The sequence below is a fragment of the Streptomyces chrestomyceticus JCM 4735 genome, from assembly GCF_003865135.1.
Lineage (GTDB): Bacteria > Actinomycetota > Actinomycetes > Streptomycetales > Streptomycetaceae > Streptomyces > Streptomyces chrestomyceticus.
In genome coordinates this window covers 2,193,466-2,211,466 of the sequence record NZ_BHZC01000001.1, presented here as the reverse complement: position 1 = coordinate 2,211,466, position 18,001 = coordinate 2,193,466, and the positions used below count along the sequence as shown (strand labels likewise).

Below are 18,001 nucleotides of genomic sequence, written 5' to 3'. Positions count from 1 at the left end.
CAATCGGGATTGCCTCCAGGAGGGCGAACTCGCCTGTCCATTGCGGAGCCACCGCACCGCATGTTCTTGGGGCTTCGTCGTTGGCGGTGGTCACCGGCCTGCGCTCCGGGCTCCGGTTGCTCGGACCGGAGAGGCGTAACGGCGGTGTGGTCGGCCCGCACTGTGTATGGCGTACCCAACCTGACTGAAGGTGATGAGCGTTCAGATGTCCGTGTGAATGCGTTTTCGCCGAATGGAAAAGTTTCAGCCTCTTTGCATGTCCCGCAGGTGCGGGTAGGTAGAACCGTATGTGCCCGGAGGGCTCCCTCCTTTAGTGTGATGGCATGAGCGAAGATTCCTCCCTCTTGGTGTCGCCTTTTCGTGCTCTGGTGTCGCAGGCGGAGTGGGAAGGGCTGGCGTGTCATCGGCCACATACCTACCTGACAGGTGAAGCGCTGCTGAAGCAGGGAAGTGCGGGGACTCATGTGCTGGCACTTGTCGACGGTCTGGTGAAGGTTGTTCGTCGTGGCCATGACGGGCGGAAGTGGTTGCTCGCCTTCCGTGGACCGGGCGAGATCCTGGGTGAGATGGCACTCCAGTCCGGGGGTGAGCGATTGGCTGATGTGTGGGCCATGAGGAAATGTAGGGCGTCCGTGGTCTTTGCAAGCGAATTCCAGAGCTTCGTGCGTGAGCACCAGTTAGCCGATTCGCTGGCAAGGATGGCCGCCAATCGCTTGAAAGAGCAGACCGAGGATCGGGAAGGTGCTGTGCACGAACGTCTCGCCGTGGCTCTGCTCCGCCTTGTCGAAGTATCCGGCGGCCAGAGATCTTTCTCACTCACCAGGGAAGATTTAGCGCAGCATATCGACGTGGGCCGCAAGGCCGTCAGCAAGGCGCTGGGACGGCTCGGGCCGGAACGGGTGGAGGCCGGTAAGAGCCGGATCGACGTGATCAGTGTGGAAGGGCTGCGGCAGGTGGTCGCCGGCCGCGTCGGCACCTGAGGGCAGTGTGTCCCACATCACTCTTCGTCTGGGCCTGTGGAGCGGAGAGCCTTCGCGCTCACTGTGAGGGTCGAAACGCGTGACACCACACGCACGAGCGTCCCCACCCGATCTCCGAGGGGTCGGGCGGGCTTCACAGAGGAGTGATATGCGCGAGTTCGACAGCCAACTGCCCCAGCGGATCTCCGGCCCGTACACCCGCAGCCGTCCGCTGCCGCCCTACCGGGGCGTCTTGGCCGTGGATGCCAAGGACTTCACGGGCCGCCCGGCGATCGAGCACGAAGCGGTCAGCCGTGCCGTACCCGAACTCCTCAAGACCGCATTGTCCAGGGCGGAGCTGCGGGATCTCTGGGACGACCGCAAATTCCCCGCCTCGACCGGTGACGGTTACGTCTTCGGGTTCGACCCCGCATGCCTGCCCTTCGTCATCCACCCGCTACTGCTCACGCTGCAGGACGTACTGACCGACTTCAATGTCCTCTCCCACGGGGCGGTGCCCATCAGGCTCCGAGTCAGTTTGCACGTGGGCCCGCTGCCCGAGACCGGAGATGAGTTCAGCGGCAACGGGACAGCGCGCAATGACACGCACCGTCTGCTCGACTCGCGCCCCGTCAAGGCTGTGCTCGCCTCGCACAAGGAGAACATCACCCACGTCGCGGCCATCCTCTCCGACCGCTGCTACGAAGATGCAGTCGCCGGCGGGTACACCGGGCGTCACCCCGACCACTTCGTGGAGGTGGCCGCCACGGTCGACGGAAAGCGGTTCTCCCAGCGGGCCTGGATCTACGTCCCGCAGCCGTCCGGACCTTTGTACGAAGAGCCCGTGGACGCGGAGGCAGGCACCACCCAGGAGCCCGCACGGGAAGCCACCCGACCGACCGGTCGGAACGACATGCGGATTCCTCATGAGAGGAACAGTGCCCCCAATGGCAACATCAACACCGGCACGGTCCACGGTGGGCAGAGCGTGGGCAACTACCATGTGGCTGGCGACCACGTCGAAGGCAACAAGGCCGGCCGTGTCCGCGGCTTTCAGGGGGACCAGGTCCGCGGCAACAAGCTTCAGGGGCGACAGTGACCCCGGATGCGGATGCGGATGCGCGGTCGGCGGAGCTGCCCGGTCCCACATCGGTCGCGCCGGATTCCCAGCCCGATGACGAGCTGCACCGTACGGAAGCCGAGCACGGTGTCTCCGATTTGATCGATGCTATCGGCGGTGCCGCGAGGGCCGCGGGTCCGTTCGTGTATGCCCCGCACGGAAACATCAACGCCGGCTCCGTCCATGGCGGTCAACGCGTTCACAACAAACCTGCGAATGACGGGCGGAGGCTGCGGGAAGGCAGGGTGCGTGAGGGGCCTGTCCCGGAGGCGGAGGTGCAGGCCGCTGCCTTCGGGTTCGCGCGACCCGACTGGTTCGACGCGGCCCTTGAGAAATTGCAGCAAGAGCCGCTGTTCCTGGCCGGTCGGCCGGGGTCCGGGCGTCGTACTGCGGCGCTCAACCTCCTGCGCGTCAGCTGTGGGGAAGGAGCCACGCTGCGAGCGCTGGACAGCGTCATCGAACTGGACCGCTGGCAACCCACCGATACGTCGGCGCGGGGCTACCTGATGGACGGTCTGTTCCCCTCCCGCCCTCTTGGCCCCGGTGTCCTGGGGCACGTGCGCTCATTGCTGACGAAGGCCAAGGCGCGCATGGTGATCGTGCTGCCTGACGACGCGGCCCTGCTGCGTCGCCTCGAACAGGACCTCCATGTCAGTCCCACGGTGTGCGTGCCGCCGCCGCCCGCGATGGTGTTCGGCAGTTACTTCGAAGCAGTGATTCCGGATCAGTGGCAGCGGGAGCGTCTGCTGTCAGCGCTGAACCGGCGGCATGAGTTGAGCGACCTGCTGGTCCCGGAGCTGGTGCCTACCGAAGTGGTGGAGCTGGTGACGGCCATCGTGACGGCCGACGGCGACCCGAACGCGCTAGGTGACCTGGGATCCCGGCTGAGCTACCGAGCCGAGCGGGAAGTACCCGAGCTCTTGCAGGAGTTGCGCGGCGACCCGGATGCTCTGGCCTTCTTGCTGACTGCCTGTGTCTATGAGGGTTTGGACCACCGACTTGTCAGAGAGGAAGCCGGACGGTTGTTGAAGCTCTCCGAGGACCGCCTGACCGCCGTGCTTCCGGGGGCGGACGCTTCAGGAGCCGAGAAGGTCGAGCGGCCCAACCCGGGCTTCGTCTTCCGGAGCTCGCTGACGGAACTGCTGCATGCTGTTCATGCTGTCCGGCAGGAGCGTGAGATCCGCGCGGAAGGGGCCTACACCCACAGCGTGGAAGCGGTCGTGTTCGTCAGGCACCGGCAGGCCGAGGCGGTGCTCAGGCACGTGTGGCGTGAGTACGGACAGTTGTCGGAGCTCTTGGTCGAGTGGCTGCGGGAAGTCGAACGGTCCCCCGAGCTCACCCGTCTGGCAGGGCAGTTCATGGGCAGGGCGGCGAGGTGGGGAGGTGGACGGCGTGCGTTGCGGCACATCCAGGCTCTGGCTGAGTCGGAGCGCACAACCAGCCGTCTCATCGCGGCCAATGCGATGGGCATCGCGGCCGAGGACCCCGTACTCGTGGCGGAGGTGCGCTATCGCCTTCAGCGGTGGAGTCTGACGGCCGACTTTCGTCTGAGGACGACGGTGGCGTACGCCTGTGGCGCTGAATTCGGGCTTTCACGTCCGGATCTGGCTCTGCAGCTCCTTCACGCTCTCCTCCTCGGCGTACGGGGCTGCCAGGACGGGGAGGGGCGCGGGGGTGACGACAGGGTCCTGCTGGCCGTGCGGGTGGCGATCCTGAGCCTGTTCCAGGCCGGCAACGAGGCGAAGGTGTTCAGTCGGCTTATCGAGTGGCTGGACGCGGAGCAATGCCACCCGGAGCAGGTGCTCGCGCTGTTCGGCCAGTTGTTGGGGTCACCGCAGTGGTTCAAGAGGAAACTCGCCGACGAGGCACCGGAAGAGGAGGCGATAGTCAAGCTTGTCCGCCGTGCGTTGAACGCGGATAATTCGTTCGACGCGACCTGCGCGGCATTGTTGCGCTGGGCCGACTGGGGGCGATGGGACGAAACGCTGTCCAGGGCGGTGGAGAATTTATTTGTCGCCTTGGCCCGGTCCATGCGATGCGGCGAGTTCCGGTTGTTCGTGGAGATGGACGAGAAAGGCGCGGACGGCTGGGCCGGGTTGGCTACGGCGCGGGCTTCGCTCAGCAGTTGGCGGGCCGGCGAGCAGTGGGAGGCAGTATGAGTGAAGAATCCGCCGAGCGTCTCTATTTCCGAACCACCAGGCCGCCCTGGCGGGAAATACTCAGTCATCGCTGGTCTGCGGCGAAAGACGATTCGCTGGTGCTCAAAGACGCGGCCGGGAACTACTTCTTCCTCGGCCGTCGTGGGGATCCGGACGACACAGATGCCTACGTGCCCATGCCGGACGAAGCCGCAGCGCCCGGCCTGCGTGGAATCTACACCGATGCCTTCCGGGTGGACACGTCCGAGCACGTGGACACCCGGGCGGTCGGTCTTCCCACGGTGTACGGCACCGAATCGGTGGATCTGTGGGTCTCGTGGTGGGTCCATGACCCCGTGCGCGTTGTGCGCACGAGAACCCTGCACGGCTGGCATGTGGTGCGGACCCACCTGACGAGCGCACTGCACCACTTGGGCGAAGCTCAGGCGGTGGCCGGCAGTGGGCTGGGGGCCCCGGAGATCACGCAGCATCTCGGCATGCCGCAACGCCTGGAGGCAACGGGACTGAGTTACCGGGTGTTCGACGTGCGACTCCGGGAAACCGGTGAGGAACTGCTCCTCGGTCATGAGGAAGGTGAGGGAGTCCGTTATTCCTGGACTACCAGCCGTCGTGGTGAGTACGAGTTCTGCCTCCAGGCGCTTCGCGCCGGGCCGGTGTCACTGGCGGCGCTCTGGCTGCTCAGGCACCCCGACCAGGTGAGCCAAGTGCTGGACTGGGCTGTCGATCACCAGGATCTGCTGAGCCCTCCGCGCACCGACTGGCAGGAGGAATTGGCGGTGTTGTTGGGCACGCTGACGGAGCAGGAACGCAAAGAGATTTCCTACCTCCTGCGCGATCGGATTTCCGCGCTCGCGCGCCCGGTTCCCGGCGAAGCGACCTGACTCATCCGTCTTACCTGATAAACGCATCAAGGGCGAGTGCGCTGCCTTCGGGTAGCGCACTCGCCCATTTGTGTTCGATGCCCTGCTGCAGGCCCTTTCAATGTGTGACTACGGTCACCTGGTTTCTGGGCATCGGGAGCGGTGTCGGGAACAGACTCGCGGGACTCTCGATGTGTCCAAGAGGCGGGCGCCCGCTCAACCTTCAGGGCGTTCAGAAGCATGGAAGGACGACATGCGAGCAGAAGAAGATCGCAGTACGGACAACGTCAGTGTGTTCCGTCGGCCGCAGGGGGTCGCCGAGGCAGGAGCCGTCCATCGCGCAGTGCCGGAAGCCCACTGTGAGGGGGCAGCTCCGCCTGCGACGGTCTTGAACGCCGAACGCGGGATCATCAACACCGGCACCGTCCACGGTGGCCAGCACATGACCGCCATCGAGATTTCCGGCCACTCTGACGGTGGAGCCGACAGTGGCAGCTGAGGTTCCACAGGTCGGCGACCTGGACACGCTCGTAGCGGCTCTGGCCGGCCGGGAGATGGTGGTCGTGGCTCCGCACGGCACCGTCAACACTGGCCTGGTGACGGGTGACCAACGGCAGGTCGTGTCCACCGCGACGGAGGGCGGCACGACCACCGGACCGATGCGGCAAGGCCCCGTACGGGCCAGGTACCTGAAGACGGCGAGGCGGCGCTTCGTGCGGCCACCGTGCTTCGAGGACGCGCTCGTCGCGCTCGACTCCAATATCGCCGTGCTCATCGGGGAACCAGGGACCGGGCGCGAGACACACGCCCTCAACCTGCTGGCCCACGGCAAGGAGGAACCCGTGCTCGTCCAGGTGGACGGGGCTGTCAACCTCTCGAGGTGGGGGCCGCGGGCTCAGGGTGTGCACGGATATCTGGTGATGGAGCCTCCGGACCCGTTCGCGCTTCGTGCATGGGACCTGTCCCGCCTGGAGACACTCTTGGCTGACGCGGGGGCGCATCTCGTCATCGTGCTGGCGGATGCCCCAGGACTGGCCGGCGGATTGGGGGACCACCTGGGCGTGCCGGTCGTGCGCCACCGCCCACCGGACTCGCGAAAGGTCTTCACCGCCCATCTCTCGGACGGCTGCTCCGACGAGGAGGCGTGCGCACAGTGGTTGAAGGCTCTGGAGCCGGGGCAACTCGATGAGCTGTTGCCTGAGGGACTTCCGCCACGTCACGCGGCGCAGGCAGCGGAAGCCGTACTACGGCTGGGGGTCGCGAGCGGAGCCTCCGGTGCGGAGATCGTACGTCTCTTGGCCCGAGCCGAGGCTCCAGAAGTCGTCGCTCGGGCCCAGGCGGATTTCGCTCTCCTCGCCCATCTGCTCTCCATCAACGTCTACGGAGGCCTGCACCGCAGCGTTGTGATGGAGCGGGCCGGGGACCTGGTGTGTCTGGCGGGAGCGGGAAGGGAGCAGGACCCTGGCGCGCGGGGTGCGCGTGAACACTCGGGCGACGCTACCCGGCAGCGGCCCTTGTGCGAGACCCTGCGGCTCCTCGGTGCGCACCGTGTGCAGCGCGCCGGGAAGGAGGCCACGGACACAGTGTCCTTTTTCTGGCCTGCGGTGAGTGAGCCCGTGTGGGAGATCCTGTGCCGTGATCACACGGAGCTCGTGCCCCTGCTGCACACCTGGCTTGCCGGTCCCGACCACGAAGCGGACCAGATCGAACGGGCCGGCCGGGCGGTCGCCGCCATGGCAGTGGCGACAGGCGGCCGGTCCATGGGACTCCTGCGCGACCTGGCGCTGACCCCCTCGACATTGGCTCCTGAGGTGGCCGCATGGTGCCTGGCGTCGGCTGTTCACGATCCGGTTACGGCACGGAGAGCGGTTGACCTGCTCGAGCAATGGAGCGTCGCGAGCGAGACGCCGTTGCGCAAGGCAGTGGCATACGCCTGCCACTCCGACCGCGGCCGGGTCACGGACGAGCAGGCCCTACGGTGGCTGCAACGGCTGATGGGGACATCGGCCGACGACGCGGAAGACCTGTCCGTCGTCACCGTCATCACGCATGTGCTGATGCAGCGCTTCGAAGCCGGCGACTCCATAGCCAGGGCAACTGTCCTGCGCCGCATGCGTGACTGGACGGAGTCCGACGGTATTCCCAGTCTGCTGGCAGCCCTCACCTTTCCCTTAATGGCGAGCACGGACCTCGCGTGGTGGAGCGACCGAATCCGCACGGACGCCGAGTTGGCATCGAACACGGTTCAGCTGGCAGGACATGCCCTGAACGAGTCGATCACCTTCGTGGACATGCGAGACGTCCTCCTCGTCTGGTGCTCCGAGGCGGACGGTGCGGAGCACCGGACCCGGGCGCTGAGAGAACTTCTCGATGGCTTGGTGGTTGCCCGGCAGCCCGGCTTCCTTCGCTGGCTCCTGGCTGTCGAAAGGGGCCCGGACACCATCCCTGGCAAGGAGCCGGCAGCCAGAGCGCTGGCTGTATGGCGCGGCAACACCCCGATGGCGCAGCCCGATTGATCAGGAGGACCGATGTCACTTCCCTGGCACCCCGGCATCTTCGCCACCGTCGAGCGTCAGTTCGTCGACAACGATCCGACGCCCCCCTTACGACTCTTTGGACGGGTCGGAACAGGACGGCGTGCCTCTGACCCTGGTGCGGGCCCGCCAACTGCTGTATGACCGCTCAGCGTGCCCCGCAGCACGTGCGGCCTTGTGGCGTCAGGTCGTGGAGCGCTTCCACTTCGACGTCGATGGATCCGCCTGGCCGACGGCGGTCGTGTGGCTGGGGCTCCCTGGGCTTCGCGGCACCGCTTTCAAAATCACCTGGCGTTTCCGCGCCGAACGAGGAGAGGTCGAGGCCGAGCTCGTCACCTGCTACCTCGAAGCGCTGGCGGAGGTCGTAGCAGAGGACCCCGACCCCGGCGGAGCAGTGCTGCGCTCAGCCTGTTCACGGGCGTGGAATGTGTGGCGCAAGGCTCGCCTCGACGTGCCCGTGGACGACGTGGAGAGCGTCGGCGGTGCTCCCATCGACGTGGACGCAGAAGACTACTGGCAAGCGGACTACGACCCGATCCCGCGCCGCGCCGGGCTCTCGGCCACGGTACGGATCACGGTTCCCGCTCACCGCGTCGAGGGGGTGCGACTCGGCGCGCTGGCCCGGACCTGGGGCGTGACCGGCACGGCCGCGAGCGTCGGATATTCGGGCCGGGGCCGTCAGGTCGCCACGATCTCGCTGCGGCGTGCGGGGAGGAGCGGATGACCGACCGCGTCGAGACACCCCTCACCTTCCGCGAGATCTTCAACCTTCCGGTCAGCGTCGATCTGCGAACGGCGGCCAGGGCGTTCGGTATGTGCCTGAGCACCGCCTACCGGCTGGTGGCGCAGGATGCCTTCCCCTGCTCCACGGTTCGGGTCGGCTGGCGCCACCGGGTGCTCACCGTGGAGCTGCTGCGTGCACTGGGCATCGAGGAGCATCCGGTCTTCGCCGACGAGGTCGCCGACGGAGTGGCGCTCACTCTCTTCGACTGACTATCCACTTCGCCCTGTCGGCTGCGTGGCCGCCGGCAGGGCCTCCCCGGACTCTTCGTGAAGGAGCCTGCCATGCCCACTTGCCTCGCTATCTGCGGGACGACGACCGCCCCCCATCCTTCTGATGACTGCATACCGGAGGCACAACACCGGTCCGCTGTCCTCTATGAGGAGCTTGTGCGTCCCGCGTGCCAACAGCTCGGTCTCACCTTCATACGAGCCGACAGGCTCAGGGAGGCCGGCTTGCCGATGAACCAGCTACTGCACATTCTCACCGAAGCGGACGTCGTCATCGCGGACCTCAGCGGATCCGACACAGAGCTGTCCTTCCGGCTCGGGGTGCGACATGCTCTCGGTCGGTGCACTGTCCATGTCACCAAAGGAACCGACCAGCCCCCGGGGCCCGATATGACGACGCCTCGCATCCCGTTCCCCTCGCACCCCGCCGATACCGTCGCCGCCCGGCAGCAACTGACGAGCGTACTGGCGGAGGCGATGCGCGGAGGCAGCGCACCGTCTCTACCCATGGGGCCGGTTCCCCAGCTCAGCACGGAGCCCACCGTCGAGGACGACGAGGAGGCCCCTGGCCTGTTCGATCTGGTCGTCGAAGCAGAGGCGCAGTTGGAAGCCATCTCCGGCGACATGGCCGACGTGGAGTCCGCCATGACGGATCTCGGAGAGATGATGGGGTTGATCGGAGAGGACATGGCGCGTGTCAGTCACCCCGGGGCTTCGATGAGCATGAAGATGGTCGTGGTCAACCGCATGGCCAAAGCCATCGACGGGCCGGCCGATGACTTGGAGGCAGCGGCCAAACGCTTCGCGGAGCGCATGGGATCCAGCGTCGTCGCATTCCGTGCGTTCCTGGAGTGGGCCGGGAACACACCACGCTGCGAATGGCCGGAGGGTGCGGAGGGGGTGCTGGAGCAGGTTGCCATGGCCCCCATGGAAGTACAGGCTGCAGCGGGCTCCTTCCAGGAGGTGACGGCACTGATCAACATGTTCGGCGCCTCCAGCCGCCACCTGCGCCGACCCGCCCGGCGGATCACTGCGGCCCTCCAGGCCATGCTCCGGAGTGTGTCAGTGCTGGAAGAGCTGCAGGGCCTGGCTGTGGCGTTGAAGGACGCCTGAGCAGGTCCAAGGGACTTCGGACCCACGTCAAGGGTCGCCAGGGGGCTCCCCTGGCGGCCCTCAGGTTCGCTTCGGGGCGGCGCCTTTGAGGCCGATTGCGGGGTCCACGTCCACGCGGACTGATCCTCTTGTACTCGGGTACTCCAGGACTTCCGCGGACATCACCCCTCCGTCACCGCCGGTCCGGCCGGAGCGGTGGTCGGGACCATTGTGGCGACCGCCGGTTGAGCTGGCCCGAAGCCGCGGTGCAGCGCCGTTCACCGGGCTGTGGCCGCGCGGGGCCTTCCGTGGGCAGCGCGGTGTCGGTGCCTGGTGCGGGCTCGGCGGTGCCGGAGGGCTGCGCGCACTCCGTGGTGCCGGGGGCCGCGGCGGATTCCGTGGTCGCCCGGGCTTCGCGGCGGCGCCGGAACCGGCGGTTGCGCAGCCTTCCCGGCTTCCTCGTCGACCAGTGTGAAGACCCAGTCACCACGCTGCCGGCCGGTCCAGAGCAGCTTGTGTTGTCCCGGTATGTGGCCGTGGTGAAGCGCGTCGTAGTAAGCCGCCCGCCACCGACCCCGGGCCGCGGTCCCGGATCAGGGACAGTGAGCTTCGCACCGGCGGCGGACTGGAGTAGTGCGATCAGCTCGGCTCCGTCAGCAGGAGCGCGCTCGGCCTGTTCGGCGTCACAGGTCAAGCGCTCCTTCTCGGCTGGGGCCTCCCCGGTGCTTGAGGAAGTGGCGGCCGTTCGAAGTCACCACCGCAACGTGCCCGCTGTCGCGCCAGATCCGCTCGATCAGCCCACGCTGCTCAAGGCCCCAGGCCGTGTTCGAACTTTTGAGGGGGACGCGGACGGCGGCGGGTTCTGCGGCGATCTGGCGGAGCATGTCAGTCTGCTGTTCGGTCAGCGTGTACTTCACAAGCTCCGTTTACACCTCGACGAGCTGCGAACAGACCGCCAAGGTAGGGCCGATGAGCGCTTCCCGTCACCCGTTGGGTTCCACGCCCCGAACCTGGGCGCGTTGGGGCCAGCCGATGGTGTCATCGGACATCACGGACGGCTGGCGGTATCCCGGCGATAAGGACGGTCAGCACATCGAGGATGTCGTCCAAGATGCAGACTGAGGCTGCGGGCCCGGCGGTGGACGTCAGCAGCCCGACGTCGTCCTCGTCGTACAACGGTCAGCCAGCCTGAGCCCGTTCGATGGCGGACAGCCCCGGCCCGCAGGCGGGGCCATGCAGTGCACCCCAAGGCCGCTCGACGGCACTCTCCATGACGCCTCAGTCACCGTCCGCGGGCATCAGGGAGCCGTCGGCTTCACGAACCACCCCCTTCGCGACGAGCTCGTCCACATCGCTCGTGAGCGCATCCCTGATATCAGGGCCCAGCCGTGTCCACCCGAAGAAGCGCGCGACCTCACGGAGCAGCTCCTCTCGGTGGACGCCCGGACTTTCCTCGACGACGTGCCCCACGACGAGGCGCCGCTCGACCGATGGGATCTGCCCGACTTTGCGCGCCACGGTCGATGTCGGAGTGCGAGCGAAGGCCAGCTCCCGGCCGGGAACGTCAAACGCTTCGCCGACTCGTATGGTCTGGCCCGCGGAATGGATTTTTCGCAGCGCTCGACGAACCGAGTCCCGCACCACCACGCCCGCCCTCGAGATACCCCACGCAGAACGGACCCGGATAACCACCAGGTCCTCCGTCATCGGGCCCTCAACCTTGATCACGGAGAGGGCGACGTCGGCGACGACTCCCACGGCTTCCGGGTCCTGCAGCCCCCGATCCCGCATGCAGCGACGCTCGGCGGACGTGACTCGCAGGTTGACCAGTTGAGCGTCGGTGACTTCCTCGTACTCCCGGCTCCACGCCGGCGGACCGTCGTTCACCGCCACGAACGTCACCGCCGACCCCATGTCCACCGCCGTCTCCTGTGCGGCGAATCCCTCCGCAGGCGTCCCCTCACTGACCGGCTCATCCGGCATCACATGAAACGGATCCTGTGCACACGCCTCCTCCACCGCGGCGCGCAGGCGCGCCATCGCGTCCTGGCGGTTGCGGTACCAATCCGTGCCCCAGATGCGGTGCAGCTTCCAGCCGAGGTCACGTAGTACGGCCTCCCGCAGCCGGTCGCGGTCGCGGGCCGCGCGCGAGGAGTGGTACATGACGCCGTCGCATTCGATGCCGAGGGCGTAGCTGCCTGGGGCGGCGGGGTGCCGTATCGCCATGTCGATGCGGAAACCGGCGACGCCGACCTGGGGCTGTACGGAGTAGCCCCAGTCGCGCAGGACGCCCAGGACCTCTTCCTCGAAGGGGCTCTCCGGCGCGGCGTCCGGGTCGGCCGCAGCCGTCTCCAGGATGTGGGGGCCGCGCTCGGCGTACTGGAGGTAGCGCTTCAGGTGCTGGACGCTCTTGTTGGTGCTGTCGGCCAGCTCGGAGCCATGGAAGGAGGCGACGACCTCCATGCGTCGCCTGGCGCGGGTCACGGCGACGTTGAGACGGCGCCAGCCGCCGTCCCTGTTGATGGGGCCGAACGTCGAGAGCAGCTTGCCTCGGTGGTCCGGACCATAGCCGACGGACAGGATGATGACATCGCGCTCGTCGCCCTGGACAGTTTCCAGGTTCTTGACGAAGAAGCCGCCGAGGCGATCTTCGGTGAAGAAGCGATCGAGGTCGGGCCGGGTGGTTCGTGCCTTCTGGACGGCTTCCTCGATGGCCTCCGCCTGTGCCTTGGACAGGGCGACCACACCCAGGCTGAGCTCTGGCCTGGTGGCGAAGTGGTGGATCACGCGCTGCGCGACCGCTGCCGCCTCGCCCGGGTTGTTGCTTCGACCGCCCCGGTCGTAGACACCGTCGGCCTTGAAGAAAGCGACGCCGAGGTCCGGGCTCTGCTCGTAAGCGCCCGGAAAGGTCACCATGGTGTTGTCGTAGAAGTCGTTGTTGCTGAAGGCGATGAGGTTCTCGTGGCGGCTTCGGTAGTGCCATCGCAGCGGCAGGCCGTGCAGCACGCCGCTGGCCTTGCAGGCGTCGAGCACGGACTCGAAGTTGTCTGTGGCCTCCTCGTCCCATTCGTCATCATCGTCGCCTTCGCCGCCTGTGCTGAAGAACGAGGTCGGCGGTAGCTGCTTCTGGTCGCCTGCCACGATGAGCGCGCTGCCGCGGTAGACGGAGTTCACCGCGTCCTGCGGCAGTACCTGGGACGCCTCGTCGAAGATGACGACATCGAAGCGGAAATCCGCGGGCAGGAACTGGCTGACCGTCAGGGGACTCATCATGAAGCAGGGCTTGATGAGCTGCACGACGTCCCGTGTCTCGCCCAGTATTTGTCGTACCGGCTTGTGACGGCGCTTCAGTTGCGACTGTCGGCGCAACTCAGATGCGGGGCCGATGTTGGTTCGGCGCGGGCGGCGGGCATTGCATGCCGCGATGACCTCGGCGTGGGCAGCCTCCACAAGGGCGCGATCCGCGTCTCGGAATCGCTCGACGAGCTGATCGCGGTCCGCCGCACGCATGGGTTTGAGCCGGGCGTCGAGTCCGAAGCGTCGCTCAATCCAGGCAGTGAGGACCGCGCGTTCGACGGAAGCGGGGAAGTCGGCCGCGGACACGCCGCGCTGCGCGAGCTGGGAGGGCAGCCCGTCCAGGCCGTACCGTCGCAATTGCTGGAGTGCCTCGGAGCACGTGGTCCATGCCTCGGGGCCGAAGGGGTCACTGTCCAGCCGGGACAGGCAGGTCACAGCAGCGGGCAGCGACTCCCGGAGCTCGCGCTGCAGAAGACGGCCGCGTTGCACGTCGAAGTGGGCGACGAGGTTGTCCCGCTGGCGCTGCCAGTCGTCGTGGCGGTCGGCCACGGACGTGTCGGCGGGGGCGTCCAGCATCAGCCGGGCTGCTGGGGCGGCCAGAGGCGCTCCGTGGCCTCCGTGTGCTGTCCGGCGTACCTGCTGGGCCCAGTCCAGAGCGTCGAGTACAGCTCCCTTGTCGGTCGCTGTGCCCTGGTAGAGGTCACCGAGCAGCTCATCGTGACGTGGGGCGCCCTCGGCGAACCGTGTAGTGGCTGCCCGCGCGTCGACCACTGCCGTCACTGCCTGGCGAGCCTGCGAGAGAGACAGTTCACTGTCGACGCCGACAGCGGTGTCGGCGACGCGCGCCACAGCGTGGAGAAGGTCGGCCGCGTCCTCGAAGGGTTCGACGTGGGCACGCAGCCAGCGCGCCGCGTCGTGCAGCGGGCCGGCGAGCAGACGTTCGCCTGCGGCTGCGAGGTGCGGCTGACCGGCGTACTCCCGCCAGTTGTGCAGGTCGGTACGGAGCTGCGGCTCCGTCCGTCGCACAACGGCGTGCGGAACGGGACGTTCGTCCGCGAGGAAGGCGATAAGACGTGCCCGACGTGCGGGATCGGTGAGGGTGTCCGGTGCCAGCTGTTCCACGGTGTGCGCGGCTTCCAGGGCGTCCTGCAGCGCGGCGGTGTCGGCACCGCCGTCGAGCGCGTACCGACCGAGCAGCTTGCGCTGCTCCTCATCGGCGCAGGCGCCCAGGGTGGATTCGTGGCGGACCCAGGCCCGGTGCAGGAGTTCGAGGATGTCGCTCGGTCCCTGCGCTGCGTCGAAAGAATGCGCACGCAGCTCGGCGGGATCGGTGTCCAGTCCCTGGTACCAGGAACCGCACAGGCGACGGTGAGTGTCCTCCTCGGCCGCGAACCCGGCGGCCTCTCGCTGGCTCTCCTGTGCGGCGCCAATCGCCGCCCGAGCGCCTGCAAGCGTGTACGCGAAATCAGGACCGTCGTCGCGACCGCCGATGGAGGCGACCGTATCGATGACGTCGACGGCCCGAGCGAGCGGATCCAGGTGGTCGTGGAGCCAGCGGGCGGCGTCGGCAAGAGAGCACTTGGCGAGATCGTCCGCGACGGCCGTAAGGCGGGGGCGTGTCAAGGCCTGCCGCCAGGTGTTCAGGTTCTCGCTCAGGGCACTACAGTGCTCCAGCAATTCCGGGGCCGGGACGCGACCGTCCGCGACCTGGGCAGCAATCAGACCGCGATGGTGCGGGTCCAGGACCGTGTCCGGCGCGAGCCGGTGCACGGAGCCGGCGTGCGCCAGTGCCGCCTCCAAGGCAGGCACGTCGGGCAGATCCGTCCCCGTGTAGGGGCCGAGAAGAGCGGTGTGCGTACGGGCGAGAGTCCGCAGGCGGTCGTGAGCGGTGTGCCAGGCCAGAGCGAGCGGCAACCGGGCGTACAGCTCACTGCGCCACGAGCCCGCGATCGTCAATGCCCCAAGTGCCTTGCGGTCTGCGCGCACAGCGCTGGACAACAGACCGCCGATTCCGCGTGAGCCTTCGGACAAGCGGCCTATCAGGTCCGGCAGCCCGGGGGAGACGGCGGTCTCGGGCCGGAAGATGTCCTGCGCGGCCTGCTCGGCCTCAGCGAGCCGGCATGCGGCTTCGGTGATCTCCGCGCAGGCCTCCCGTACCTGAGACATCACCTGAGGATCGAGCCACGTGTCCAGCATCCGGTGCGAGGCCGTGGCCAACTGCACGAGGGCGATCAGCTCCTCGGCTTCCTGTGTGTTCCTCGGCCGGTCACGTCCGAGAAGTCGGGCCGTGGCTGCGGCATGCTGCTCGGCCGATTCGAGGGTCGCCCCCAGGCTCGCGAACGCATCGGAGATCTCTGCGGCCTGTGAACGTGTCAGAGGGCTCAGGTTCAAGCCGGACGGCTCCAGACCGGCAAGGTCCTGCTCGGACGCCGACGGTTCCATGTCGATCGTGGCGGAGATCGAGGCCCAGCCGGGCCCGGCCTCTGCGGTCGCGCGTGCATGGGCGGCCAGAACCGTGTCACGCCGGGCGAAGAAGGCGCGCAGACCGTCGGCGACGACGTTCACCGCCGCTCTGTCCGCTTTGGATGCTCCTCCGGGTACGAGCCACAGCTCGAGGGGCCGGTGCTCGGCTCCGGCCAGTGCGACGACATCGCAGAGTTCTTCCGCTGCCGCAGCGCTGTCCGGGATGTTCAGCCCCAGCCGCTGCGCGATCTCGGTGAGGCCGCGGTGCGTACGCTCAAGACTGTCCGCCGTCTTCTCGAACTCGTGGGCCAGCTCGATTGCGCGGGGCTCCGACAGCTCGGAGGGATCGATACCGGCCGGAGAGAGTATGGCCAAGGCACGCTCGGCTTCGCTCGGCACGGGGGTGAGCCGTGGTGACAGTTCCTCCCAGCGGCTCCCTGCCAGGGCGCAGGCCGTGGCCTGCGCCCTGACCACCTTCTTCAAAGCGGAGGCGAAGTCATCGACCGGGTTCTCCACCGTGTCGGCGAAGTCAGCAGCGGTCAGCCATGTTTCGGGCACCGGGCGGCGTGACTCGATCAGCGTGAGGAGCTTGATGAGCCGGCGGACGCCGTCCTCCGCCTCGATCGGCTTCCCGTCTTCCGAGAGATCCTGGTAACGCGCCACCGTCGCGACGAGCCCGTCCCGTGCGGCCATGGCCTGATCGAGCGCCGGACGGGGATGAGGACTTCCGGCCTTCAGGTCCCGCCAAGGAAAAGAAGGATCGGCGACCGCCTGCCAGGCACCGGCAATGGCTTTCGTCGCCTCGATGACGAGGTGCAGGTCCTGTCGGCTGATTGCTGCGGCGTCGAACACCTTCTGCTTCCGGGCGCTGCCGTCCGCCTCCGAAGCCAGGAACGCCACGTGAGCCTCGGACAGTTGCCCAACCCTGCCGATGACATCGTGCAGGCTTCGGCCGAGCGGCTGGCTGATCTCATTCATCGCCTCGGCGTAGGCGCTGAGGGCCTCGCGCGCCGCGCGGGCCCGGGCGACCGCCTCCTGGGAGAGCCGTGGGGCTCGCGGCTCCTCCTCCAGAGCCTTTCCCAGCTCCTGAGCGACGGCTCGGCGGCTGGTGTTGTGGCTGTGCAGAGGCAGGGCGTACGAGTCGAGTCCGACGGACTTCAGCCGATCCAGCACCACGTCGAGTGCGGCGGCCTTTTCACTGACGAACAGTACGCTGCGGCCCGCGTGCATCAGGCCGGCGATCATGTTGGTGATCGTCTGGCTCTTGCCTGTACCCGGTGGGCCGTCGAGTACGAAGGACTGCCCGGCGACAGCGGCCGCGACGGCCTGACGCTGCGACGCATCGGCATCGAGGACGAGCGGGCTCTCCTCCGGCGGAGCGAGCTCGTCGATCCGGTCGGCGTCGATCTCTTCGAAGTCGAAGCGGTCCGACGGAAGTCCTGCCTTGGGGCCGAGCGCCACTGCCCGTACGAGATCGCTGTTCAGGATGCGGGCCTCGTTGTCCAGCAAGTCCTGATACATCGACTCCTTGTGGGAGGCGAAGAGCGCCAGCACCACGCGCTTCGAAACCTGCCAGCCCGGTTTCCCCGCCACTGCCGTGGTGACCGCGTCGATCACGGCTTTGAGGTCTGTCGGATCCTGTTCCGTGACGGGCGACCAGTCGATGTAGAACTGCTCCAGTTTGACCCTGAGCGCGGGGTTGAGACGCGGTTCCTCGTCGTCGTTGACCACCAGGCGGACACGCCCGTTGCTCAACCGCTCGATACGCACGGGAAGGAGAAGGATCGGCGCATCGCTGCTCGTCAATGCGCCGTCCTCGTGCCAGCGGAGGACGCCGACGCCCAACTGGAGAGTCCACAGACCGTAGTCGTTGAAGAGCTGGGTGGACTTGCTGCGCAGGCGTGTCAGCGCACGCAGAAGCGCCGGACCCGTCGTCTTCTGGGTGACGATCCCATACGCGGTGCCACGCCGTTCGGCGAATCGTGTTTGCGCCTTGGCCCCGTCGGAGTCCTGGGCGTCGGGTTCCTCGTCGGGCAGCGGCGCGAAGTCCAAGCCGCGTTCCAGGCCCTCGATGAGTTCCTCGGCCGACGGATGCGCGATCTCCAGGGTGGTTGCCTTGGTGTGCCTGAAGTTGAGGAGCCGGTTGCGGCCACTCAGATCGACGAGCGATGTCCGCCAGTTGGCCAAGATCGCTTTGAACCGTTCCAGCTCTTCGCCGTCGCTAAAAGCACTCGGGTTTGCCACACTCGTCCTAGCTGCTCGTGATCTCTCGCTGGGGCCTACGAGAAGCGACGTGCCCTGATGGAGTTGCACAAGCCCAGGGCAAAGCCGCTCCCGAGAGAGTGGTGCCCTTCGGCTGCTCCAGTCCCGCCGATCCCCCTGATCGGGAAATCCTACGACTTGGGCCCCATGGCGTGAAGTGCGGTGCCTCCACCTCCTGGCCTCGCTGTCAGCGACGTGTCTTCTGTGACCTGGGCGACCGGGAACAGCCCGGTCCTGGGCCAAA

Annotated in this window: 11 protein-coding genes; 9 read left to right on the top strand and 2 right to left on the bottom strand. The window is 67.3% G+C overall.

Annotation, left to right across the window (positions count from 1 at the left end):
• The first annotated feature begins 323 nt into the window (after positions 1–323).
• The 9 genes from EJG53_RS09120 (at position 324) to EJG53_RS09080 (ending at position 9,756) form a co-directional block, all read left to right on the top strand.
• Positions 324–980: a Crp/Fnr family transcriptional regulator gene (locus EJG53_RS09120; protein ID WP_125044440.1), complete on the top strand. Its 657-nt coding sequence runs from the start codon at positions 324–326 to the stop codon at positions 978–980.
• 148 nt (positions 981–1,128) lie between these two features.
• Positions 1,129–2,058, top strand: coding sequence for a hypothetical protein (locus tag EJG53_RS09115; RefSeq protein ID WP_125044439.1), 930 nt, complete (start codon positions 1,129–1,131; stop codon positions 2,056–2,058).
• Positions 2,055–4,238: a hypothetical protein gene (locus EJG53_RS09110; protein ID WP_125044438.1), complete on the top strand. Its 2,184-nt coding sequence runs from the start codon at positions 2,055–2,057 to the stop codon at positions 4,236–4,238. Before EJG53_RS09115 ends, EJG53_RS09110 begins: the two co-directional genes overlap by 4 nt.
• Positions 4,235–5,119 (top strand): hypothetical protein, encoded by an 885-nt coding sequence (locus tag EJG53_RS09105; protein ID WP_125044437.1) that lies wholly within the window; start codon positions 4,235–4,237, stop codon positions 5,117–5,119. The genes EJG53_RS09110 and EJG53_RS09105 overlap by 4 nt, the downstream gene beginning before the upstream one ends.
• Before the next feature lie 232 nt (positions 5,120–5,351).
• Positions 5,352–5,597, top strand: coding sequence for an S-type pyocin domain-containing protein (locus EJG53_RS09100; protein ID WP_125044436.1), 246 nt, complete (start codon positions 5,352–5,354; stop codon positions 5,595–5,597).
• Positions 5,587–7,614 carry a hypothetical protein gene (locus EJG53_RS09095; RefSeq protein ID WP_125044435.1) on the top strand — a complete coding sequence of 676 codons (2,028 nt, stop codon included), beginning with the start codon at positions 5,587–5,589 and terminating at the stop codon, positions 7,612–7,614. The genes EJG53_RS09100 and EJG53_RS09095 overlap by 11 nt, the downstream gene beginning before the upstream one ends.
• Before the next feature lie 208 nt (positions 7,615–7,822).
• Positions 7,823–8,356 (top strand): hypothetical protein, encoded by a 534-nt coding sequence (locus EJG53_RS09090; RefSeq protein WP_244955062.1) that lies wholly within the window; start codon positions 7,823–7,825, stop codon positions 8,354–8,356.
• Positions 8,353–8,625, top strand: a complete 273-nt coding sequence (locus tag EJG53_RS09085) for a DNA-binding protein (RefSeq protein ID WP_125044434.1) — start codon at positions 8,353–8,355, stop codon at positions 8,623–8,625. The genes EJG53_RS09090 and EJG53_RS09085 overlap by 4 nt, the downstream gene beginning before the upstream one ends.
• 249 nt (positions 8,626–8,874) lie before the next feature.
• On the top strand, positions 8,875–9,756 hold the full coding sequence (locus EJG53_RS09080; RefSeq protein ID WP_244955061.1) for a hypothetical protein: 882 nt from the start codon (positions 8,875–8,877) through the stop codon (positions 9,754–9,756).
• 662 nt (positions 9,757–10,418) lie between these two features.
• Here EJG53_RS09080 and EJG53_RS09075 read toward each other — a convergent pair.
• Entirely contained in the window at positions 10,419–10,652 is a 234-nt protein-coding gene (locus tag EJG53_RS09075; protein ID WP_125044432.1) for a hypothetical protein, read from the bottom strand.
• Positions 10,653–11,013: 361 nt separating this feature from the next.
• Positions 11,014–17,739 carry a DUF3320 domain-containing protein gene (locus EJG53_RS09070; protein ID WP_244955060.1) on the bottom strand — a complete coding sequence of 2,242 codons (6,726 nt, stop codon included), beginning with the start codon at positions 17,737–17,739 and terminating at the stop codon, positions 11,014–11,016.
• Between the last annotated feature and the right edge of the window lie 262 nt (positions 17,740–18,001).

Bases quoted from the DNA above. Each gene is read 5' to 3' on its own strand.
- EJG53_RS09080 (WP_244955061.1), top strand. From the start codon at position 8,875: ATGAACCAGCTACTGCACATTCTCACCGAAGCGGACGTCGTCATCGCG.
- EJG53_RS09085 (WP_125044434.1), top strand. From the start codon at position 8,353: ATGACCGACCGCGTCGAGACACCCCTCACCTTCCGCGAGATCTTCAAC.
- EJG53_RS09105 (WP_125044437.1), top strand. From the start codon at position 4,235: ATGAGTGAAGAATCCGCCGAGCGTCTCTATTTCCGAACCACCAGGCCG.
- EJG53_RS09115 (WP_125044439.1), top strand. From the start codon at position 1,129: ATGCGCGAGTTCGACAGCCAACTGCCCCAGCGGATCTCCGGCCCGTAC.
- EJG53_RS09120 (WP_125044440.1), top strand. From the start codon at position 324: ATGAGCGAAGATTCCTCCCTCTTGGTGTCGCCTTTTCGTGCTCTGGTG.
- EJG53_RS09100 (WP_125044436.1), top strand. From the start codon at position 5,352: ATGCGAGCAGAAGAAGATCGCAGTACGGACAACGTCAGTGTGTTCCGT.